Annotated in this window: 21 protein-coding genes; 15 read left to right on the top strand and 6 right to left on the bottom strand. The window is 71.5% G+C overall.

Features of this window, described 5'->3' with window-relative positions; all coding sequences use genetic code 11:
* Nucleotides 1–73: 73 nt before the first annotated feature.
* The 6 genes from mtrA to secA all read left to right on the top strand — a co-directional run bounded on the left by mtrA (nt 74) and on the right by secA (nt 8,882).
* Complete coding sequence (mtrA, locus tag Q2K20_RS11745) at nt 74–754, top strand: MtrAB system response regulator MtrA (protein ID WP_069388702.1); 681 nt, start codon at nt 74–76, stop codon at nt 752–754.
* Nucleotides 751–2,478, top strand: coding sequence for an MtrAB system histidine kinase MtrB (mtrB, locus tag Q2K20_RS11740; RefSeq protein WP_317176808.1), 1,728 nt, complete (start codon nt 751–753; stop codon nt 2,476–2,478). Before mtrA ends, mtrB begins: the two co-directional genes overlap by 4 nt.
* Nucleotides 2,475–4,220, top strand: a complete 1,746-nt coding sequence (locus tag Q2K20_RS11735) for an LpqB family beta-propeller domain-containing protein (protein ID WP_159148544.1) — start codon at nt 2,475–2,477, stop codon at nt 4,218–4,220. Before mtrB ends, Q2K20_RS11735 begins: the two co-directional genes overlap by 4 nt.
* Before the next feature lie 4 nt (nt 4,221–4,224).
* On the top strand, nt 4,225–4,995 hold the full coding sequence (locus tag Q2K20_RS11730; RefSeq protein WP_269502212.1) for a ComF family protein: 771 nt from the start codon (nt 4,225–4,227) through the stop codon (nt 4,993–4,995).
* Between the two features lie 245 nt (nt 4,996–5,240).
* Nucleotides 5,241–5,939 (top strand): ribosome hibernation-promoting factor, HPF/YfiA family, encoded by a 699-nt coding sequence (gene hpf / locus Q2K20_RS11725; RefSeq protein ID WP_067712290.1) that lies wholly within the window; start codon nt 5,241–5,243, stop codon nt 5,937–5,939.
* 165 nt (nt 5,940–6,104) lie between these two features.
* Nucleotides 6,105–8,882, top strand: coding sequence for a preprotein translocase subunit SecA (secA, locus tag Q2K20_RS11720; RefSeq protein WP_067712293.1), 2,778 nt, complete (start codon nt 6,105–6,107; stop codon nt 8,880–8,882).
* Between the two features lie 31 nt (nt 8,883–8,913).
* On the opposite strand, the gene Q2K20_RS11715 is transcribed toward secA, so the two are convergent.
* The gene (locus Q2K20_RS11715) at nt 8,914–9,276 is read right to left on the bottom strand and encodes a hypothetical protein (protein ID WP_244200891.1); all 363 of its coding nucleotides are present in this window, start codon (nt 9,274–9,276) and stop codon (nt 8,914–8,916) included.
* Between the two features lie 368 nt (nt 9,277–9,644).
* Between Q2K20_RS11715 and Q2K20_RS11710 the strand changes: the two genes are divergently transcribed.
* The 4 genes from Q2K20_RS11710 (at nt 9,645) to Q2K20_RS11695 (ending at nt 13,336) form a co-directional block, all read left to right on the top strand.
* Complete coding sequence (locus tag Q2K20_RS11710) at nt 9,645–10,055, top strand: HAD family hydrolase (RefSeq protein WP_067712297.1); 411 nt, start codon at nt 9,645–9,647, stop codon at nt 10,053–10,055.
* A gap of 4 nt (nt 10,056–10,059) precedes the next feature.
* Complete coding sequence (locus Q2K20_RS11705) at nt 10,060–11,457, top strand: wax ester/triacylglycerol synthase family O-acyltransferase (protein WP_067712299.1); 1,398 nt, start codon at nt 10,060–10,062, stop codon at nt 11,455–11,457.
* Nucleotides 11,458–11,501: 44 nt separating this feature from the next.
* The gene (locus Q2K20_RS11700) at nt 11,502–12,023 is read left to right on the top strand and encodes a DUF6912 family protein (RefSeq protein WP_067712302.1); all 522 of its coding nucleotides are present in this window, start codon (nt 11,502–11,504) and stop codon (nt 12,021–12,023) included.
* Between the two features lie 194 nt (nt 12,024–12,217).
* Entirely contained in the window at nt 12,218–13,336 is a 1,119-nt protein-coding gene (locus tag Q2K20_RS11695; protein ID WP_067712304.1) for a ferredoxin reductase, read from the top strand.
* Nucleotides 13,337–13,443: 107 nt separating this feature from the next.
* Here the strand turns inward: Q2K20_RS11695 and rsgA are convergent, their stop codons facing one another.
* Both rsgA and aroA read right to left on the bottom strand, forming a co-directional pair.
* A complete protein-coding gene (gene rsgA / locus Q2K20_RS11690; protein ID WP_067712307.1) occupies nt 13,444–14,493 on the bottom strand; it encodes a ribosome small subunit-dependent GTPase A in 1,050 nt (349 codons plus the stop codon).
* Between the two features lie 9 nt (nt 14,494–14,502).
* Nucleotides 14,503–15,822, bottom strand: a complete 1,320-nt coding sequence (gene aroA / locus Q2K20_RS11685) for a 3-phosphoshikimate 1-carboxyvinyltransferase (protein WP_067712310.1) — start codon at nt 15,820–15,822, stop codon at nt 14,503–14,505.
* A 40-nt stretch (nt 15,823–15,862) separates the two neighbouring features.
* Here aroA and Q2K20_RS11680 point away from each other — a divergent pair, with 40 nt between their 5' ends.
* Nucleotides 15,863–16,723: an SOS response-associated peptidase gene (locus Q2K20_RS11680; RefSeq protein WP_163376655.1), complete on the top strand. Its 861-nt coding sequence runs from the start codon at nt 15,863–15,865 to the stop codon at nt 16,721–16,723.
* Between the two features lie 46 nt (nt 16,724–16,769).
* On the opposite strand, the gene Q2K20_RS11675 is transcribed toward Q2K20_RS11680, so the two are convergent.
* On the bottom strand, nt 16,770–17,300 hold the full coding sequence (locus Q2K20_RS11675; RefSeq protein ID WP_269502209.1) for an aminoacyl-tRNA deacylase: 531 nt from the start codon (nt 17,298–17,300) through the stop codon (nt 16,770–16,772).
* A 106-nt stretch (nt 17,301–17,406) separates the two neighbouring features.
* On the opposite strand from Q2K20_RS11675, the gene Q2K20_RS11670 reads away from it, so the two are divergent.
* Together Q2K20_RS11670 and Q2K20_RS11665 are read left to right on the top strand one after the other, a co-directional pair.
* On the top strand, nt 17,407–18,084 hold the full coding sequence (locus Q2K20_RS11670; protein WP_067712319.1) for a sigma-70 family RNA polymerase sigma factor: 678 nt from the start codon (nt 17,407–17,409) through the stop codon (nt 18,082–18,084).
* A complete protein-coding gene (locus Q2K20_RS11665) occupies nt 18,084–18,410 on the top strand; it encodes a zf-HC2 domain-containing protein (protein ID WP_067712322.1) in 327 nt (108 codons plus the stop codon). The genes Q2K20_RS11670 and Q2K20_RS11665 overlap by 1 nt, the downstream gene beginning before the upstream one ends.
* Before the next feature lie 79 nt (nt 18,411–18,489).
* Here the strand turns inward: Q2K20_RS11665 and Q2K20_RS18210 are convergent, their stop codons facing one another.
* Nucleotides 18,490–18,564: a 50S ribosomal protein bL37 gene (locus Q2K20_RS18210; RefSeq protein WP_370452405.1), complete on the bottom strand. Its 75-nt coding sequence runs from the start codon at nt 18,562–18,564 to the stop codon at nt 18,490–18,492.
* 104 nt (nt 18,565–18,668) lie between these two features.
* Here Q2K20_RS18210 and Q2K20_RS11660 point away from each other — a divergent pair, with 104 nt between their 5' ends.
* The gene (locus Q2K20_RS11660) at nt 18,669–18,884 is read left to right on the top strand and encodes a biotin/lipoyl-binding carrier protein (protein WP_067712324.1); all 216 of its coding nucleotides are present in this window, start codon (nt 18,669–18,671) and stop codon (nt 18,882–18,884) included.
* 115 nt (nt 18,885–18,999) lie between these two features.
* Here the strand turns inward: Q2K20_RS11660 and Q2K20_RS11655 are convergent, their stop codons facing one another.
* On the bottom strand, nt 19,000–19,248 hold the full coding sequence (locus Q2K20_RS11655) for a WhiB family transcriptional regulator (protein WP_067712327.1): 249 nt from the start codon (nt 19,246–19,248) through the stop codon (nt 19,000–19,002).
* A 388-nt stretch (nt 19,249–19,636) separates the two neighbouring features.
* Between Q2K20_RS11655 and Q2K20_RS11650 the strand changes: the two genes are divergently transcribed.
* The gene (locus tag Q2K20_RS11650) at nt 19,637–20,065 is read left to right on the top strand and encodes a hypothetical protein (protein ID WP_269502201.1); all 429 of its coding nucleotides are present in this window, start codon (nt 19,637–19,639) and stop codon (nt 20,063–20,065) included.
* The last annotated feature ends 35 nt before the right edge of the window (nt 20,066–20,100 follow it).

Below are 20,100 nucleotides of genomic sequence, written 5' to 3'. Positions count from 1 at the left end.
ACGACCCGCGGTGCGTGCCCACGGGTGGTGAGCCTGACGACGCCTACACGACACGCCGACACAAGTGGTGACCATGACCCCGAAGATCCTCGTCGTCGACGACGACGCCGCACTGGCAGAGATGCTCACCATCGTCCTGCGGGGCGAGGGGTTCGAGACCGAGATCGTCGGCGACGGAGTCCGGGCCATCGAGACGTTCCGCGCGGTGCAGCCCGACCTGGTTCTGCTGGACCTCATGCTGCCGGGCAAGAGCGGGATCGACGTGTGCCGCGAGATCCGCGCCGAGTCCCGGGTGCCGATCGTCATGCTCACGGCCAAGACCGACACCGTCGACGTGGTGCTCGGCCTGGAGTCCGGCGCGGACGACTACATCATGAAGCCCTTCAAGCCGAAGGAGCTGGTGGCCCGCATCCGGGCCCGCCTGCGTCGCGGCGAGGACGAGCCCAGCGAGGTCCTGCACATCGGCGACGTGACGATCGACGTCCCCGCGCACACGGTCACCCGCGAGGGCACGCCGATCCCGCTCACCCCGCTCGAGTTCGACCTCCTGGTGGAACTGGCCCGCAAGCCCCGCCAGGTGTTCACGCGTGAGGTCCTGCTCGAACACGTGTGGGGCTACCGCCACTCGGCCGACACCCGGCTGGTCAACGTCCACGTCCAGCGCCTGCGGGCGAAGATCGAGAAGGACCCCGAGAACCCGGAGGTCGTCCTCACCGTGCGCGGCGTCGGCTACAAGGCCGGTCCGGTCTCGTGACCACCGCTCGTCCCGACGACGCGGTGGCGTCCACCGGGGACGAGCCCGACATCCGGGACGTGACCGACTCGTCACCGACCTTCCGGGAGCGACTGTCCGAACTCGACCCGGCCGCCATCGGCGGTCGGATCGCGCGGCTGTGGCGGCGGTCGCTGCAGCTGCGGGTCGTCACCTCCACGCTGGCGCTGTCGATGGGCGTGATGCTCACGATCGCGTTCATGTTGCAGAGCCAGATGGCCGCCCAGCTGCTGTCGACCAAACTCGATGCGGCCATCGAGCAGGCCAGCAGGCTCCGCCTCACGGTGCAGGCGCAGATCGCCGCCACCGACGAGGGCACGAGCGAGCAGTCCCGGATCGACCAGGCGCGGAGCGCCATCAGCGACCGCGGGCTCGCCTCCGACGGGGACTCCGTCCACGCCGGCACCTTCGACCCGATCCTCGTGGTGCCGGACCAGACCGGCCGCGGCCAGGTGGTCAGCCCCTCCGGGGCGCAGGTGCCACCGGAGCTGCAGTCCCTGGTCCAGCGGGGCAGGATCGCCTCCCAGTACGTCACCGTCGACTTCCGTGGCGAGCAGGCCAAGGCGCTCATGCTCGGCACGCCGACGGACTCCTCCATCCCCGGACTCGAGCTGTACCTCGTCTACCCGCTCACCGCGGAGGAACAGACCCTCGGGATCATGCGGGGGATCGTCGCCACGGCGGGCCTGGCGATCATCGTCCTGTCCGCGGCGATCGCGTGGATAGTGGCCCGGCAGGTCGTCCTGCCCGTGCGGCAGGCGGCCTCCATCGCCCAGCGCTTCGCCAACGGCCACCTCAAGGAACGGATGGTCATCCGCGGCGAGGACGACGTCGCGCGCCTGGCCATGGCGTTCAACGACATGGCGCAGAGCCTGTCGGACCAGATCACCCAGCTCGAGGAGTTCGGTGACCTGCAGAAGCGGTTCACCTCAGATGTCTCCCACGAGCTACGCACCCCGCTGACCACCGTCCGGATGGCGGCGGACATCATCTCCGACTCCGCCGCCGACCTGGACGCCCCCGCCAAACGCGCGGTTGAGCTGCTCGAATCCGAACTCGACCGGTTCGAGAGCCTGCTCACCGACCTGCTCGAGGTCTCCCGCCACGACGCCGGCATGGCCGAGCTCGCGGCGGCCGAGATGGACGTGCGCACCTCCGTCGCGGACTCGGTCGGCACCGTGGCCCACATCGCCGAGGCCGCCGGGGTGGAGGTCGAGGTCGACATGCCCGACGAGCCGGTCATGGCCGAGGTCGACTCGCGGCGCGTCGAGCGGATCCTGCGCAACCTCGTGGCGAACGCGCTCGACCACAGTGAGTCCAAGCCGGTGAAGGTCACCCTGCGGTGTTCGGACGCCGCCCTCGCCGTCTCGGTCCGCGACCACGGGGTGGGGCTCAAACCCGGGGAGGAGACCCGGGTGTTCAACCGCTTCTGGCGCGCCGACCCCTCACGGGTGCGACGTTCCGGCGGCACCGGGCTCGGCCTGGCGATCGCCCTCGAGGACGCCAAGCTCCACGGGGGCCGGCTGGACTGCTGGGGCAGCCCGGGGGAGGGGTCCTGCTTCCGTTTGACCATCCCGCGGCGCCGCGGCGGCACCCTCACCTCCAGCCCGCTGCCCCTCACCCCCGAGGACGAGGCCAGGCTCGTGCGTACCGGCTCGCCGACCCCCCTCGAGCGGGTCCCCGGGGCAGGGGAGAGCCGGCCATGACCCGGCCCCGGCCCCGGTCCCTGCTCGTGTCGGTGGCGCTGGCCTGCGCGACCGGGCTTGCGGCGACCGGGTGCGCCACGCTGCCCTCGTCGTCGTCCCCCCAGGTCATCGACACCTTCTCGCCGGAGGGCAGCGAACTGTCGGTCCCCACACCGGTACCGGACCAGGAACCGGACCTCCTGGTCCGCGACTTCCTCAAGGCCGCGGCGATCGCCGATCAGCGGCACGCCGCCGCCCGTCAGTTCCTCACCCCGGACGCCGCCGAGAACTGGGACGACCTCGCGGAGACCATCATCGTGCTGCGCGCCGACCTCAGCGCCGAGGGCGGCCGGTCGGCCGACCGCGCCGAGTACACGCTGCGTGCGGAGAAGGTCGGCACCCTCGACCCCGGCGGCATCTTCCGCGAGGACGTCGGCCAACTCGAGGTCACCATCGGCCTGACCCGCACCGACGGCCAGTGGCGCATCGACGAACTGCCGCCCGGGGTGGTGATCGAGAAGGCCGAGTTCTTGTCGACCTACGCGCAACGGGACCTGTTCTTCCTCTCCGGATCCGGTGACGCGCTCGTCCCGGACCCGCGCTGGACGGCCGCCGACCGCACCGATGTCGAGTACTCGCTCGTCAATCTGCTCGCCACCGGCCCCCGGCCCGGACTCACCGACGCGGTCCTGTCCCGCGTACCCGCCTCCGTCTCCGTCCGCCCCGACGAGGACGAGGACGGCGCCGACGCCGCGGGCACCACCATCGACTTCGCCGGGCTGCCGGTCCTCAGCAGCCAGGCCACCACCCAGTTCGCCGCGCAGGTCGTGTGGACCCTCGCCCGCGCCGACGTCCCCGGCCCCTACCGCCTCGAGCGGGACAGCGCCCCCCTCGACGAGCGATACGCGACCGGGTGGACCACCGAGGACGTCCGTGACTTCGACCCCTACCCGCCGGCGGAGCCCATGCGATACGCCCTCACCGCCGCGGACGGGTTGGTGCGGCTCGAGGCCGGCGGCGCACGACCGGCCTCGGGGCCCTGGTCGGAGGTGCGCGGCGGCACCAGCGCGGTGATCTCCCACGACGGACGCAACCTCGCCGTGGTGACCGGGGAGGGGGAGATCGGACCGCGCCGTGTCCTGGTGGGGCCGATCGACGGCGCGCCCGCCGAGGCCCTCACCGCCGGGACGGTGGCCGGCCCGACGTTCCACCCGGTGACCGGGCGGGCCTGGGTGCTGGTCGACGACGCGCGACTGCTCCGTATCGGGATGGGCGAGAACGCCCCCGCCGTCCAGGAGATGGACGCCGGGCCGCTGCTCGCCCTCGGGGCGAGGGTGACCGGCCTGCGTATCGACCAGTCCGGAACCCAACTGGCCGTGGTCGTCGACGGCAAGGTGTTCATCGGCGCGTTGTCCGCCGAGACCGGACAACCGCTGCCGGGCACGTTCCGCCAGGTCGGCCGCGCACTCGGGGAGACCGTCACCGCCGTGGCGTGGCGGGACCGGTCCACGATCGTCGTGGGTCGCGACACCACCGAGGCCCCCGTCGCGACCGTCTCCGTGGACGGGGCGATCGCCGAGCCGTTGTCCCAGCGAAACATCTCGGGGCCGGTGACCGCGGTCGCGGCGGCCGGGCGCGAGATCTACGTGGTGGACCGGCGGTCCCTGCTGCGACTCGACACCGGTGCCGACACCGGTGACAGGTACTGGCGGGAGATCGCCGGACTGGCCGCCATCCGCGCGGACCCGGTGGTGGCGGGCTGAGCCGGTGACCGCCGGGGACGAGGGTGCGCCGGCCCGGTGGCGCGGCGGGGAGACCTGGACCGCGGCTCTCGCCGACCTGGTCGTACCCGTGGAATGCGCCGGATGCGGCCGCCCCCGTCACCGGTGGTGCCCGGACTGCGCCGCCACACTCGCGGGAGCCCCGCTGGGAGTGCGGACCCGCGCCGAGCTACGGGTACCGGTCTGGGCGCTGTCCCGGCACGCCGGCCCGGCCGCCCGGGCGGTGTCCGCCTACAAGGACCGCGGGCGGGCCGACCTGGCACGGCCACTCGGAGCGGCACTGGCCGCGGCCGTCGACGTGCTCCGGGCAGACGGGGAGATCGCGGAGGCGGGCGACCGCCCCACCGTGCTGGTGCCCGCCCCCGCGTCGGCCCGGGCCCGGCGGCGACGGGGGTTCGACCACGTCCGCGGCGTCGTGGACGTCCTCGCCGCCGAGCTCGCCGGCTCGGTGCCGGGCGGGCCGGTGGTGGTGGCCCCGCTCCTCGAGGTCCGGGGACGGGTGCGGGACGCGGCCGGGCTCGGCGCGCAGGCCCGCGCGGACAATCTCTCGGGGCGGATCCGCCGCCGCCCGGTGGGCACCGGGTTGCGGTCGACCCCGGGGGCGCCGGCGACCGTGCCCGCCCTGTTGGGGACACCGTCGACCGTGCTCCTCGTCGACGACGTGGTCACCACGGGCGCCACCGCCGCGCAGTGCGTCGCGGTCCTGGACGCGGGCGGGTTGCGCGTCACGGGTGTGCTCGCCGTGACCGCAGCCTGACGGCGGACCACTCCCCGCGGGGGAGGGGTCGACGCGACCTTCGCGGTCCGCGGGTCCGCGCCCACGCGAGGGGGTAGGGTGGGTTTTGGACGCGTTCACCAGCACGTTCGCCGCCTGGCGGCTCCGGTGGACAGCGTCTGCAGAGTATCCACTCAGCCATGTGGGTGGCCCCTTCGGCCGGGATTCCGGGCGGTTACCGGATCGGCCGCAGCGGCCCGCCGCAGGCCCGATGAGGAGGAGCTTCGATGGCGAAGACCCCCGCAGTCCTGCTTGATCCCGCCACCTTCGACGGTCCGTCGACAGACGACCCCGGTACGCCGGAGGCCCCGGTCACCATCCGTGGCCGCAATGTCGAGGTCCCCGAACACTTCGCGAGCCGCATCAACGCCAAGCTCGCGAAGATCGAGAAGATCTCGCCGGCCATCCAACGGTTCGACGTGATCCTGCTGCACGAGAACAACCCGCGGCTGTCCAAGGTGAGCCAGCGCATCGAGATCACCCTCAAGGGCAAGCCCGGCGTCGCTCGCGCGGAGGCGGCCGAGGACACCTTCTACGCGGCCCTCGAGTCGGCGGTCGCCAAGCTCGAGCGTCAGATGCGCAAGGCCCGCACGCGGCGCAAGATCAGCCACTCCGGCCACCGGCGCCCCCAGTCCGTCGCCGAGGCGACCGCCGAGCTGACGGCCGACGCCGCCCCGGCCGAGATGCTGGACGGGGTCGACGGCGCCGAGTACAACGACGGGGTCGACGAGCAGATGCCGGGACAGATCGTGCGGAAGAAGGAGCACGACGGCGCCCCGATGTCGGTCGACGAGGCACTCGAGAAGATGGAGCTGGTGGGCCACGACTTCTATCTCTTCCGGGATACCGAGACCGGACGCGCCACCGTCGTCTACCGCCGGCACGCGTTCGACTACGGGCTCATCACCCTGAGCGACGAGGGCTGACGGCCCCGTCCCGTAACCCCCGAGGGCGGTCCGGTCCCCCCTGACCGGACCGCCCTCGGGGTGTCACGACGGCCCACAGCGCCTAGGATGAGGACGGGCCCGCGTGTCGCCACGCAGGTCGCCGTATCCACGACCACTTCCCCGACCACGAGGACGTTCGAGACTGTGTCGATTCTTTCCAAGCTGCTCCGTGCCGGCGAGGGGCGAAAGCTCAAGAAGTACACCGCTCTCGCCGACTACGTGGACACACTCGCCGACGAGACGGAGAAGCTGAGCGACGACGAACTGCGGGCAAAGACCGACGAGTTCAGGCGTCGCGTCGCCGACGGGGAGACCTTGGACGAGCTCCTCCCGGAGGCCTTCGCGGTGGCCCGCGAGGCGGCCCACCGGGTCCTCGGTCAGAAGCCCTACAAGGTGCAGATCATCGGCGCCATCGTGCTGCACACCGGGTCGGTCGCCGAGATGAAGACCGGCGAGGGCAAGACCCTGACCTGTGTGTTGCCGGCCTACCTCAACGCGCTGGCCGGTAACGGCGTGCACGTGGTCACCGTCAACGACTACCTGGCCAAGCGTGACGCGGAATGGATGGGTCGTGTCCACCGCTTCCTCGGCCTGTCGGTGGGAGCGATCCTCGGCGGGATGACCCCGGCGCAGCGCCGCGAGGCCTACCACGCCGACATCACCTACGGCACCAACAACGAGTTCGGCTTCGACTACCTGCGCGACAACATGGCGCACGACACCGCCGACCTGGTCCAGCGCGGCCACAACTACGCGATCGTGGACGAGGTCGACTCGATCCTCATCGACGAGGCGCGGACCCCGCTCATCATCTCGGGACCCGCCGACGGTTCCAGCAAGTGGTACGGCGAGTTCGCACGCATCGCGCCGTTGCTGGAGGAGGGGACCCACTACGAGGTCGACCGCAAGAAGCGGACCATCGGCGTGACCGAGCAGGGCGTGGAGTTCGTCGAGGACCAGCTGGGGATCGACAACCTCTACGAGGCCGCGAACTCGCCCCTGGTGAGCTACCTGAACAACTCCATCAAAGCCAAGGAGCTGTTCACCAAGGACAAGGACTACATCGTCCGCGACGGCGACGTGATCATCGTCGACGAGTTCACCGGCCGAGTCCTCGACGGGCGTCGCTACAACGAGGGCATGCACCAGGCGATCGAGGCCAAGGAGCGGGTCGAGATCAAGGCCGAGAACCAGACGCTGGCCACCATCACCCTGCAGAACTACTTCCGGCTGTACGACAAGCTGGCGGGCATGACGGGCACGGCCGAGACCGAGGCCGCCGAGCTCTACTCGATCTACAAGCTCGAGGTCATGCCCATCCCGACCAACCGGCCGATGGCCCGCGAGGACCAGGCGGACCTCATCTACAAGACGGAGGAGGCGAAGTTCGCCGCCGTCGTGGAGGACATCGCCGAGCGGGTCGAGAAGAAGCAGCCGGTGCTCGTGGGCACCGCCTCGGTCGAGCGCAGTGAGCACCTGTCCAAGCTGCTCACGCGCAAGGGCATCAAGCACCACGTCCTCAACGCCAAGTTCCACGCCTCGGAGGCGCAGATCATCGCGCAGGCCGGACGGCCCGGTGCGGTCACGGTCGCCACGAACATGGCCGGCCGCGGCACCGACATCGTCCTCGGCGGCAACGCCGACATCATCGCCGACCTCAACCTGCGCGAGCGCGGACTCGACCCGGTCACCACCCCGGAGGAGTACGAGCAGGCCTGGGACACCGAGATCGAGCGGATGCGCACGCTCACCAAGGAGGAGGCGGAGCGGGTCCGCCAAGCCGGTGGCCTGTACGTGCTCGGCACCGAGCGGCACGACTCGCGGCGCATCGACAACCAGCTGCGCGGGCGCTCGGGACGTCAGGGCGACCCGGGCGAGTCACGCTTCTACCTCTCGCTGGGTGACGAGCTCATGAGGCGCTTCAACGGTGCTGCCGTCGAGGCGATCATGAATCGTCTGAGCCTGCCCGACGACGTGCCGATCGAGGCCGGCATGGTCTCGCGGGCCGTGAAGAACGCCCAGACGCAGGTCGAGTCGCAGAACTTCGAGATCCGCAAGGACGTCCTCAAGTACGACGAGGTGATGAACCAGCAACGCACGGTGATCTACCGTGAGCGCAAGCGGATCCTCGAGGGCGAGGACATCACCGACCAGGTCGAGTCGATGATCTACCAGGTCGTCAGCGCCTACGTCGACGGTGCCACCGCCGAGGGGTACGTCGAGGACTGGGACCTGGACAAGCTGTGGGACGCGCTCCACCAGCTCTACCCGGTGACGATCGCGGCGCAGGACATCATCGACGGCGACGAGTACGGGTCGTCCGGCGACCTGTCCGCCAAGAACCTCAAGGACGCCGTCCTCGACGACGTCTTCGCCCGCTACGACGAGCGTGAGGCAGAGATCGAGGGCATCGGCGGGGAGGGTGCCATGCGTCAGCTCGAGCGGTCGGTCATGCTACAGGTCCTCGACCGGAAGTGGCGCGAGCACCTCTACGAGATGGACTACCTCAAGGAGGGCATCGGCCTCCGGGCGATGGCCCAGCGTGACCCGCTCGTCGAGTACCAGCGCGAGGGCTACGACATGTTCTCGGTGATGATGGACGGCGTCCGTGAAGAGACGGTGGCGTTCCTCTTCAACGTCAAGGTCGAGGCCAACCAGCAGCAGAAGGCGATGGCCGGTCCCTCCGCGTCGCAGGCGGCGGCACTCGCCGGCGCCAACCCGATCCTCCGGGCCGCCGGTACCGGCCGGGATGTGAGTGCGGACCAGATGCAGTTCTCCGGCCCGTCGGAGAGTGGCGACCCGGAGCTGGTCGACGAGGGTGCCTCCGCGAACCGGGCGGAGCGGCGGTCTCAGGAGCGGCAGCAGCGCGCAGAGCGCCGCGAGAGGGCGGCCAAGGCCGCCACGAGGGGCCGCCGGGACTGACCCGGCACCCCCGCGCGGCCCGCGGGATGGTTCAGACCAACCTGAGGGCCACGCAGCCGGCACCGGTGGGGGTGACCCGAATGCGGGCCGCGACGGCGAACAGTCGCGGCCCGCGGGCGTACGTGGCGCAGACCTCGTAGTCCACCGCCTCCGCGTCCGGCGCTCGTCCGGGGTCGGCCGTGCGGCCTTCCGACCTGCCGGGCTCCGACCTGCCGGGCTCCGCCCGACCGGGGTCGGCGGCGTGGATGTGCAGCCGGTGAACCCTGGCTGGTCCCAGGTGCTGTCCGGGCACACCGTCACGCGCGAGCGTGCGCAGCATCTCTGCGAGATGGGGCGGGAACGCGCCCCTGGTGTGGTGCGGGGCCCGCCTGCGATCCACGACTTCCAGAGCCATGACGACCAGGGCGTGTGCGGCCCGCCGCGCGGGGACCGGGACGCCGCGTTCCGGAGCCGGCACCGGCCTGGCGGGCGGGGTGACGACGCACTCCCGATCCGTCGTCCCCGCGGCCCCCGGCACTCCCGGCGCGGGTTCGGTGGAGGGTAGGGGCCGGACGCGGCCGGCCTCCCGATCGGTTTCGGCCGACCGGTGAGGCCGCACCGTCGTGGGTGGCGAAACGGGCGTCGGTGCCATCTGGGGTCTGCTCCCTCCCGCGCCGGACCCGGGGTGGTCTGGCGTGCTCTACCCCTCATGACGCGCCGGAACGAGCGCCCGGTTCCACCTCGCCTACTGCACCGTGCCCGGGTGTTGCCTAGGCTGTCCCCATGCGTGGACTGATAGTCGACTACTTCGGGGTGCTGGACGGCACGGAGGAGGACCGTGAGAACTGGCGGTCGATCCTGACCGGTGCGAGGGCGAATGACGTCCGTCTCGCCGTGCTGAGCAATGAACCCGAGGGGCCGGGAGCGGACCGTGTCCGGGAGGACGCCCGCGATCTCGGGATCGAGCACGTGGTGCTCAGCGGTGTGACCGGGGTGGAGAAGCCCGAGCCCGAGGCGTTCCTGGAGGCGGCGCGCCGGCTCGAACTCGAGCCGCGGGAGTGCGTGATGGTCGACGACGCCATCGAGAACGTCCTCGGCGCCGTGCGGACCGGCATGATCGGCGTGTTCTACCAGGTGTTCGACCGTGCGGCCGTGGAGATCCGGGGACTCCTCGGGTTGGACGAGGTGGTCTGACACCGTGGCGACCAGGTTGGCCACCGCGGACGCGGATCTGCTCCTCGGTGACGCCGCGCGTTCCCGGAGCAGGCACTCGTGCTCGTTGGCGCTGGTCGCCAGGGACGAACCGTGGGACATCGACCGCGTCATGGAGTTCGTCGACGCCCGCCTGGCCGACGCGCCCCGGTACCGTCAACGGATCCGGCATATCCCCTTCTCCCTGGCCAGGGCCGTGTGGGTGGACGACCCGGACTTCGACCTCAGTTTCCACGTCCGGCGGTCGGCGCTCCCCGCTCCCGGCGGGATGCGGCAGCTGGCCGACCTCGTGGCGCGGCTCGTCGACAGGCCACTGGAGGCGGATCGCCCGCTGTGGGAGCTGTACCTCATCGAGGGGCTTCCGGATGGACGGTTGGCGATCCTCACCAAGACGCACCATGCGCTGCTGGGCGGTCCCCACGCCGTGGATCTCGCCCAGGTGCTCGTGACGGACGAGCGGGCCTCCGCGGATGTCGACGAGGTCGCCACGTGGACCCCGGTGCCGGCGCCCGGGGACGGGGTCCTCGTCCTGGACGCGCTCATGACCATCGCGACCGACCCCCTGGAGCTGGTGCGCCGCTCGGCCCGCCTGGCTCACGCGCTGGAGCGGGCCACCCGCGGACTGGTCGGCGCGGCGAATCTGTCGATGCTCCGTCCCGCAGGCGGTCTGGCGGAGATGTTCCGCACCACCCGTCCCCGCGGGAGCCGGGTGGGGTTGGCGTCCTTCCCTCTCGCGCAGGCGCGGGAGATCGCGCGCGAGCACTCCTGCAAGGTGAATGACGTCGTGCTCGCCGTGCTCTGCGGGGCACTGCGGTCCTGGATTCTGTCGTGCGGCCACCCCCTGTCCACCTCGGACACGCTCAGGGCGATCGTGCCGATGGCGGTGACCTCGGAGGCCGACGGGTCGGAGAACCAGAGCGAGGCCACCTCGGCGGAGATCGCCTCGGCGCTCATCGGCATGCCGGTCGGGGAGCCCAATCCCCGTATGCGTCTGGCGCAGATCGCCCGCGAGACGGCCACCCAGCGTCATCCGCGTGAGGCCGTGGGGGCCAAGTCCCTGGCGCGGCTGTCCGGGTTCGCTCCGCCCACCCTGCACGCGCTGGCCTCCCGGGCGGCGATCATGTTGCCGTCGGAGAGCTACGACCTGGTCGTCACGAACGCGCCCGGTCCCCAGCGCAAGGTGTTCTGGGGCGATGGCGAACTCGTCGAGGTCTACCCCGTCCCGGCCCTGCTCGAGGGGCAGGCGTTGGCCGTGTCGATGAGCAGCTATGCCGGGACCGTGTACTGCGGGTTCACCTCGGATCGCCAGGCCGTCCCGGACGTGGAGGAGATCGGAGAGCTCATCTCGTCCGCGTTGGACGAGCTCACCGGCACCGCCGGTTGAGCGGCACCGCCCGCTGACCATCACCCGCCCGAGGAGAGTCCATCATGCGTTTGTTCGTCCCCGCCACCATGGCGATGCTCGAGACCCTGCTCGAGGCAGGGGAGATGCCCGTGCGGAGCGGCACCGCGTTCGCGGCGACCCCCGCGCTCATCGAGTCCTACGCCGAGGGCGACATGGAGGAGATCGAACACGTGGCGTTCCTCGAGGCCGCGCGGGCGTCGCTCCGGCTGCTCGGCGGTGAACTCGACTCCGGCGCCGCGCACGAGGCCCACCCGTACCGGCGGGTCGTGGTGAGCGCGGACGTCCCCGACGGGCGGGTGCAGCCGCGGCCGGACCTGGACACCGCCGTGGTGCGGCTGGACGGTGCCACGGTGGGGACCGCGGAGATCGCCGCCGTCCACGTTGATCTGGCCGGGGCCGTGGACCTGGTGAAGGACGCGGTCGAGGTGGTGGACCGTGCGGATCTGGGGGACGAGGACGCCGAGCTCACCGTCGGTGACGCCCTCGACGTGGACCTGGCGTGGTACGACGCGGTGGAACTGCCGTTCCTGCTCACGCTGCTCTAGGGGTGCGGGCGCACCCGGGCCGGACACCGCCCGGATGCCGGGACTGCCCCGATCGCCTGCGGACCCGGGTCGACGGCGTGGAGAATCGGCCCGGGGGATCCCGCCGGACGGGAACCTACGCTACCGTAGGTTCGTAGTCCGGAAGCGGCGGTCCGACCCCCGGGCCGCGGGGATCCGTTTTCAAGGAGGCACCAGTGTCCGAGTCGAGAAGTGGGCTCAATCGCGTCCTGCGTGCGGCGGCCGCGCGGGTTCCGGAGCCGCGGGGGGCGCGTACGTTCCTCAACCGCCTCACCCACCCGCTGCGGATGGACGACTACTCCTCGCTCATCTACCCGCTGTGGTCGTCCCGCGAGCTGCGCGGCGAGATCGTCTCCGTGCGCCGTGAGGCCGACGACGCGGTGACCCTCGTGATCAAGCCGGGCTGGGGCGCCACGCCCGAGTACCGCCCCGGTCAGTACCTGGGGATCGGCGTCCTGCTCAACGGCCGGTGGACCTGGCGCTCGTACTCGTTGACGTCGGCGCCCACGACGGGGCGTGGCGAGTACTCGGTGACGGTCAAGGCCCTGCCGGAGGGGCTGCTGAGCAACCATATCGTCGGAACGGTCGAGCCGGGGATGATCGTCCGGCTCCAGGCGCCGGCCGGTGATTTCCACCTGCCCTCGCCCACGCCCGAGAAGCTGATGTTCGTCACCGCCGGCTCGGGCATCACCCCGGTGATGGGCATGCTGCGGTCGCTGGACCGCCGCTCGGCCGACGAGGGGTTCCCCGACGTGGTGCACGTCCACTCGATCCGCGACCGTGATGACGCACTGTTCCACGACGAGCTCCTCGCGCTGGAGCGCACCCAGCCGGGTTACACGCTGCACCTGCGGGTGACCAGCGAGGACGGCCGCATCGACTCCGAGCAGATGTCGGCGCTCGTGCCGGACTGGTCGGAGCGTCCCACCTGGGCGTGCGGGCCCTCGGCGATGCTCGACGAGCTGACCGAGCACTTCGAGGCAACGGGACGGGACGACCTCCACATGGAGCGTTTCACCGTGGACCGCAACGCGGGCGCGTCGGGCGGGACCGTCAAGTACGGCTCGACCGACAAGACGGTGGAGCTCGACGGGGCCACCACGATCCTCGAGGGCGGGGAGAGCGTGGGCGTGCAGATGCCGTTCGGCTGCCGGATGGGTATCTGCCAGACGTGCGTCGTGGGCTTGGAGGAGGGCCACGTCCGCGACCTGCGCAACGGCACCGACCACGGTCCGGGGGAGCGGATCCAGACCTGCGTCTCGGTGGCGCTGGGGGACGTCGAGATCAAGATCTGATCGGCCGCCCGGCCGGCGCCCCCGTGAGGCCCGGGTGCTGGCCGGGCCACACCCGGCCGCCGCGCCACACCCGGCCGCCGGGCCACGCCCCGCCGCAGTCCACCGAATCAGTCCTGGTCGAACCCCAGCGCCCAGGGGTCGTTGGACTGCAACGCCCCGAGGAGTTCCCGCACCGCGAGCGCCCGCCGGTGCACGGCGGGGTCGGTGACGGCGTCGAAGGCGCACTCGGGGTCCGCGGGCGGACCCTGGTGGGTGCATCCGCGCGGGCACGCGCCGGCGATCTCGTCGAGGTCGGAGAACGCGGCCACCACGTCGTCGGGGGAGACGTGCGCCAGCCCGAAACTGCGGATGCCGGGGGTGTCCACCACCCAGCCGCCCGTCGCCAGTTCGAGTGCGACGGACTGCGTGGAGGTGTGTCGGCCCTTGCCGACGCCGGAGACCACGCCCGTCGCCCTGTAGGCATCGGGGACCAGGCGGTTGACCAACGTCGATTTGCCGACGCCCGAGTGCCCGATCATCGCGGAGATCCGGCCGTCGATCAGGTCATGGAGATCGTCCAGCTCGTCGTCGACCCCCACCCGCAGGACCGGCACGTCGAGTTCGGCGAATTCGGCGGCGAACACCGACGGGTCGTCCAGGTCGCCCTTGGTCAGGCACAGGACCGGGTCCAGCCCCCCGGTGTAGGCGGCGACGAGGGCGCGGGCGACGAACCCGGCGCGCGGCGGGGGGTCGGCGACGGCCACGACGATGAGCAGGAGCTCGGCGTTGGCCACCACGACCCGCTCGTAGGGGTCGGAGTCGTCGGCGGTCCGGCGCAGCACCGTCGAGCGTTCCTCGACGCGAACGATCCGGGCGAGGGTGTCGCGCGCGCCGGTGAGGTCGCCGACGACGCCCACGCGGTCACCCACCACCACGGGGGTCCGGCCGAGCTCGCGGGCCCGCATGGCGACGACGCGGGTCCCGGCGGTGTGGTCGGGGCCGTCGTCGAGCAGCACGCAGCCCCAGCGCCCGCGGTCCACGGCGACGATCATCGCGGCGGCGGCGTCGTCATGGCTGGGCCGACGTTTGGTCCTGGGGCGTGAGCCCTTCCCGGGCCGGATCCGGACGTCGGACTCGTCCCACCCCCGTGCGCTGCCCGCACCCCGTCCGCTCGGCATGGCCGCCCGTCAGCCCTGTCCGGCGAGCATGTCGGCCCACATCGCGGTGAAGCCGGGCATGGTCTTGGAGGTGGACTCGACGTCGTCGACCCCGACGCCCGGGGCCACGAGGCCGATGATGGCGCCGGCGGTGGCCATGCGGTGGTCGGCGTAGGCGCGCCAGGGCGCGCCGTGCAGCGGGGCCGGGGTGATCTCGAGGCCGTCGTCGAGCTCGGTGACGCCGCAGCCCACGGCGCCGAGTTCCGCGGCGAGCGCGGCGAGGCGGTCGGTCTCGTGTCCGCGCAGGTGCGCGATGCCGGTGAGCCGGGAGGGGCCGTCGGCGAGCGCGCACAGGGCGGCGACGGTGGGCGTGAGCTCGCCGATGGCGGACAGGTCCAGGTCCACGGGGGACAGGCGTGAGGGGCCGACGACGACGAGGGTGCCATGGCCCGCACCGTCGGCGTCCTCGAGGGTGACGGTGGCGCCCATGGCCTGCAGGATGACGCGGATGGCGTCCCCGGGCTGGGTGGTGGCGGCGGGCCAGTGCGGGACGCGGACGGTCCCGCCGGTGACCGCGGCGGCGGCGAGGAACGGGGTGGCGTTGGACAGGTCCGGTTCGACGACCCTGTCGACGGCGTCGATCGGACCCGGCGCGACCCGCCACGAGGACGGGGTCGGTTGGTCGACGGTGACGCCGGACTCGCGGAGCATCTCCAGCGTCATCTCGATGTGCGGCCCGGAGGGGACAGGCGAGGCGCCGACGTGGACCAACTCGGCGCCCTCGTCGAACCGCGCGGCGGAGAGCAGCAGGCCGGAGACGAACTGCGAGGAGGCGGAGGCGTCCATCTCGACGCGGCCGCCCCGCAGCGAGCCGGCGCCGTCGACGGTGAACGGCAGGCTGTCCCCGGCGATCCGGGCACCCAGTGCGCGCAGGGCGTCGAGCACGGTGGCCTGCGGTCGGACACGGGCCGCGGGGTCACCGTCGAAGGTGGAACGGCCGGTCGCCAGGGCGGCGACCGACGGGACGAATCGCATCACCGTGCCGGCCAGTCCACACTCGACGTCGGCGCCCCGCAGCTCACCGGGGGTGATGACGAGGTCGGTGTCACCCGGGCCGAGCGGTCCGGACGGTCCCTCGATGCGTGTCCCCAGCGCCTGCAGCGCGCCGATCATGAGATCGGTGTCCCGACTGCGCAGCGTGCCGACCAGGCGGGAGGGGCCGTCGGCCAGCGCCGCGAGCACCAGAGCACGGTTGGTCAGTGACTTGGACCCGGGGATGGTGACGTCGGCGTCGACGGGGCCGGCGGCGACGGGCGCGTTCCAATGACTCACCTGGTCATTGTCGCCCATCGAGGCGGCATCCGCCGGACCCGGGTGCGAGGATGTCGGCATGTGTGGACGGTTCTCCCTCTCCTCGGACCCGGCGCTGCTCGCGGTGGAGCTGGACGCGGTCGACGAGGCGAGCTCCCCGCCTCCCGGTCTGTTCCCCGCCTCCGCGCCCCGGGCGCCGCGGTTCAACATCGCGCCCACCACCACGATCCCGGTTCTGGCACTGGACGTCCCGCGGTCCGAGAGGCTCGTCGAGCCGGCCGGATCGGCGGCGACGGCGGGTCAGGGCGTGACCCCTGGCCCGGGCGCGGCGGCGGGCACGGCGACGCCCCGGCGGGTGCTCCGGGCGATGCGGTGGGGGCTCGTTCCCTCGTGGGCGGGGGACTCACAGCGGCTGCCGAACCTGTTCAACGCCCGGGTGGAGACCGCGTACTCCAAGCCGTCGTTCCGGTCCGCGGTGGCCCGCCGGCACTGCGTGATTCCGATGGACGGCTGGTACGAGTGGGTGGCGGGCGAGCCCGCGACCCCCGGCGGGAAGGCGGGGCCCAAGCAGCCGTACTTCATGAGCCTGCCGGGGGACCGCGGCCTGCTCATGGCCGGGTTGTGGGAGGCCCGACGGGACCCGGTGGACGAGACGGTCACCCAACTGTCGTGCACGATCCTCACCACGGAGGCGCTCGGGTCGCTGCGCCGGGTGCACGACCGGATGCCGCTGGTGGTCCGCCCCGAGGTGCTCGGGGACTGGCTCGATACCGCCGTCATGCGTGACCCGCGTGCCCTGGTGGACGGCGCGGGCGGTGACCTGGGCGAGTGGGCCGAGTCGGTGGAGATCAGGCCGGTGTCGCGGGCGGTGTCCACTGTCCGCAACGACGGCCCGGAGCTGGTGCGGCCGGTCGACCCCGCCGAGGGGATGCTCTTCTAGGCGGTCGGGACCGGGCGGCCGTGTCCGGGCGGCCGTGACCGGGCGGTCAGCCGGCCGTGATCGGGGCGGTCACCGCCCGGGTGATCGCCACCAGATCCACGGGGGCGAGCTCGATCTCCCACCCGCGTCTGCCGGCGCTGCAAAGGATCGTGGGATGGGCCAGGGCCGAGGCGTCCACCACCGTCGCCAGGGGGCGACGCTGGCAGACGGGCGACACGCCCCCGACGACGTACCCGGTGCTCTTCTCCGCCACGTCGATCGGCGCCAGGGCGGCCTTGCCGCACCCCAGGGCGGCGGCCGCGGCCTTGAGGTCCAGCGAGGAGGTCACGGGCAGGACCGCCACCGCGAGCGGGACCCGTGACCCCTCGGGAGGTCTGCCGGTGGCCAGGACCAGTGTCTTGAACACCCTGTTCGCGGCCACCCCCAGTCGGTCGCCCATCACGCGGGCCGCCTCGTCGCCGTAGGTCGCGTCACCGGTCACCTCGTAGGTGTGCACGGTGTGGTCGATGTCGGCGTCGCGCAGCGCGACGATCGCCGGGGTCGCCGCGGCGCCGCCTCGTCCCTTCCTGCTGCCCACGGGACGGGAGCCTAGCGGGTGACGGGGTCCGGAATACCGCGACGGCCCACCGCGTTGATTCCCAGCAGGTACCCGGGGTAGGTCCCGGGTCGGAAGGGAGGGTGCGATGCGGACCGCGGTCCTCGACGCCCCGGGCGTGCGGTTAGACTCCGGGACACCGACAGGTGAGGAGTTCCGGTTGCCGACCGAGTTGCAGCCCGACGAGGCCGACCAGCGCGCAGAGAAGTTCGAGGAGCTGGCGATGCCTCTCCTCGACCAGCTCTACGGCGCGGCCTTGCGGATGACCCGGAATCCCGCCGATGCGGAGGACCTGGTGCAGGAGGCCTACGCCAAGGCCTTCGCGGGATTCCACTCGTTCAAGCCGGGGACCAACTTCCGTGCGTGGATGCACCGCATCCTCACCAACGCCTACATCAACCACTACCGCAAGCGTCAGCGCCAGCCCGCGCAGTACCCGACCGATGAGATCACGGACTGGCAGTTGGCCGCCGCGGCCGAGCACACCTCGACGGGCCTCCGCTCGGCGGAGGTCGAGGCGATGGAACTGCTGCCGGACGACGAGATCCGGGCGGCCCTCGCCGAGCTGCCGGAGGAGTTCCGGATGGCGGTGTACTACGCCGACGTCCAGGACCTGCCGTACAAGGAGATCGCGGAGATCATGGACACCCCGCTGGGGACCGTGATGTCGCGTCTACACCGCGGTCGCAAGCAGCTGCGCGAGCTGCTGCGCGACGTGGCCACCGAGCGGGGTTTCGGCCGCGACCGCGAGGAGGGGGCGAAGTGATGAGGGAGCACGACCCACGACTCGACGAGATCGACTGTCGGTCGGCGAAGCGCGACCTGTCCCTGCTGGTGGACCTCGAGTGCGACGACGCCTGCCGCTCTCGACTCGAACATCATCTCGCGGGGTGTCCGGACTGCCGGGAGTTGTTCCTCTCGGAGCGCCGCCTCAAGGCGAAGCTCTCCAGTTCGTGCTGCGAGAAGGCTCCGACCGGGCTGCGGGAACGCCTGATGGTGGAGATCCGACGCACGACGGTGACCACGACGGATGCGGACGGCACCACCGTGGTTCACAGACACACGACCGTCGAGAGACGCGACTTCGGCTGATCCGCGGACGCGGTGACGGACGACGAGGGGGCGGGCACCGGTCAGGTGCCCGCCCCCTCGTCGTCCACGGCGTCCGTACTCAGCTGTTCGGACGCTTACCGTGGTTGGCGTTCTTCTTACGGCGATCCCGCCTCTTGCGGCCACGCTTGCTCATGGTCGCCTCCTTTCGTCGGTGTACAAGTCTTCCATGCGCGGGCCCGTGTGGTTGCATTGGAGGTGTCCGGGGGCCGTTGTCGAGGAAGCAGAGGAATAATCCATATGACTGAACAGGTCCGTGCCGAGATGGTCGCGAACGTCTTGGAGGTCGTCGCGGCGGTCGGCACCGAGGTCGCCGAGGGCGACACGATCGTTCTCCTGGAGTCGATGAAGATGGAGATCCCGGTGCTGTGTGAGGGCTCGGGAACCGTGACGGAGGTCGCGGTGAAGCCCGGCGACGTCATCCAGGCGGGCGATCTCATCGCCGTCATCGACTGACCGATCGGCCGCCACAACGGCGGGAGGCCGGTTCCCACCCTCATCGGGTTGGGAACCGGCCTCTCGTACGCTGGCCGTCCTGGGGTCGGGCGACGTACGCGTCAGACGGTCGGGGTCAGACCGTGGTCCGGGTGCGGGCGCGGCGACGCTTGAGGGCGCGACGCTCGTCCTCGCTCATGCCGCCCCACACGCCGGCGTCCTGGCCGGACTCGAGGGCCCAGGTCAGGCACTCGGCGGTGACGGGGCAGCGGTTGCAGACGATCTTCGCCTCGGCGATCTGCGCGAGGGCGGGGCCGGAATTGCCGACGGGGAAGAACAGCTCGGGATCCTCGTCGCGGCAGATGGCCTTGTGGCGCCAGTCCATGGGAACTCCTTCGTCGTGAGACCGAGGTCGGGTGCGCCGGGCAGCACGAACACGCGCCGTTCAGGCGTGGACCTGTACGATCGACGTGAGAACGTGCGTGTTCGGTGACACCCGACGGGGTGGTGGGGGTTGTACCCGCTCCGCGGGCTCACTCCTGCTGGAGTGGCTCCCGGTTAAGGCAAGGCAAACACGGTGTGTCTGCGCTGTTACAACTGATCGTCCCACGATTCCCTGACAAGTCAACCCTCTTGAACCTCGATGTGGTAAACGTCACGCGCTTTGTCAAATCGGCGCGAAAGCGCACACCAGAGGCTGTTATCGCCTAGGCGGAGCGCGCCCCACCAGGGGTGTGGGGCCCGGTGGATCCGGTGCCACATAGTCTTGAGAGGTGAACGTGAGACGACAGGACGAGCCCCGTGTTCCGGCAGGCCCGCGGATCGCGATCCCCGGCCCGGTCCGCCTCGCCGGCTGGATCGCCTCTGCTCAGGGGCTCATCGGCGTGGGCATCGCGGTGATCCTGTTGGTCCGTGCGATCGGCGGCCACCGCGAGGAGACCGTGGTCATCAGCGGGTACGGGACCGCCGTGTGGTTCGCGATCCTCGGGGGCGGGTTGTTGGCCGCCGGGCTGGGACTGCTGCGCGGTCGGCGGTGGGGCCGCGGTCTGGTGGTGATCGCCGAGCTGCTGCTGCTCTTCGTCGCGTGGTACGTGGGGGTGGGGTCGCACCAGTACCTGGCCGGGATCGCCCTGGCGGTGGTGTGTGCCTCCGCCCTGGTGGCGTTGTTCCGGCGCGACGCCGTCGAGTGGTACGCCGCCTGACCGACTGGTACGCCGCCCGGCCAGCCGTCCGCGGC

Origin of the sequence: Dietzia sp. IN118 (assembly GCF_032905965.1) — a bacterium.
GTDB classification, from domain to species: domain Bacteria; phylum Actinomycetota; class Actinomycetes; order Mycobacteriales; family Mycobacteriaceae; genus Dietzia; species Dietzia kunjamensis.
The sequence above is the reverse complement of the archived record's forward strand: the minus strand, read 5'-3'. Positions and strand labels throughout refer to the sequence as shown.

Excerpts from the sequence above, each read along its gene's own strand:
- mtrA (WP_069388702.1), top strand. The coding sequence starts at position 74 with ATGACCCCGAAGATCCTCGTCGTCGACGACGACGCCGCACTGGCAGAG.
- Q2K20_RS11735 (WP_159148544.1), top strand. The coding sequence starts at position 2,475 with ATGACCCGGCCCCGGCCCCGGTCCCTGCTCGTGTCGGTGGCGCTGGCC.
- hpf (WP_067712290.1), top strand. The coding sequence starts at position 5,241 with ATGGCGAAGACCCCCGCAGTCCTGCTTGATCCCGCCACCTTCGACGGT.
- Q2K20_RS11715 (WP_244200891.1), bottom strand. The coding sequence starts at position 9,276 with ATGGCTCTGGAAGTCGTGGATCGCAGGCGGGCCCCGCACCACACCAGG.
- Q2K20_RS11710 (WP_067712297.1), top strand. The coding sequence starts at position 9,645 with ATGCGTGGACTGATAGTCGACTACTTCGGGGTGCTGGACGGCACGGAG.
- Q2K20_RS11700 (WP_067712302.1), top strand. The coding sequence starts at position 11,502 with ATGCGTTTGTTCGTCCCCGCCACCATGGCGATGCTCGAGACCCTGCTC.
- rsgA (WP_067712307.1), bottom strand. The coding sequence starts at position 14,493 with ATGCCGAGCGGACGGGGTGCGGGCAGCGCACGGGGGTGGGACGAGTCC.
- aroA (WP_067712310.1), bottom strand. The coding sequence starts at position 15,822 with ATGGGCGACAATGACCAGGTGAGTCATTGGAACGCGCCCGTCGCCGCC.
- Q2K20_RS11680 (WP_163376655.1), top strand. The coding sequence starts at position 15,863 with ATGTGTGGACGGTTCTCCCTCTCCTCGGACCCGGCGCTGCTCGCGGTG.
- Q2K20_RS11670 (WP_067712319.1), top strand. The coding sequence starts at position 17,407 with ATGCGGACCGCGGTCCTCGACGCCCCGGGCGTGCGGTTAGACTCCGGG.
- Q2K20_RS11665 (WP_067712322.1), top strand. The coding sequence starts at position 18,084 with ATGAGGGAGCACGACCCACGACTCGACGAGATCGACTGTCGGTCGGCG.
- Q2K20_RS11660 (WP_067712324.1), top strand. The coding sequence starts at position 18,669 with ATGACTGAACAGGTCCGTGCCGAGATGGTCGCGAACGTCTTGGAGGTC.
- Q2K20_RS11655 (WP_067712327.1), bottom strand. The coding sequence starts at position 19,248 with ATGGACTGGCGCCACAAGGCCATCTGCCGCGACGAGGATCCCGAGCTG.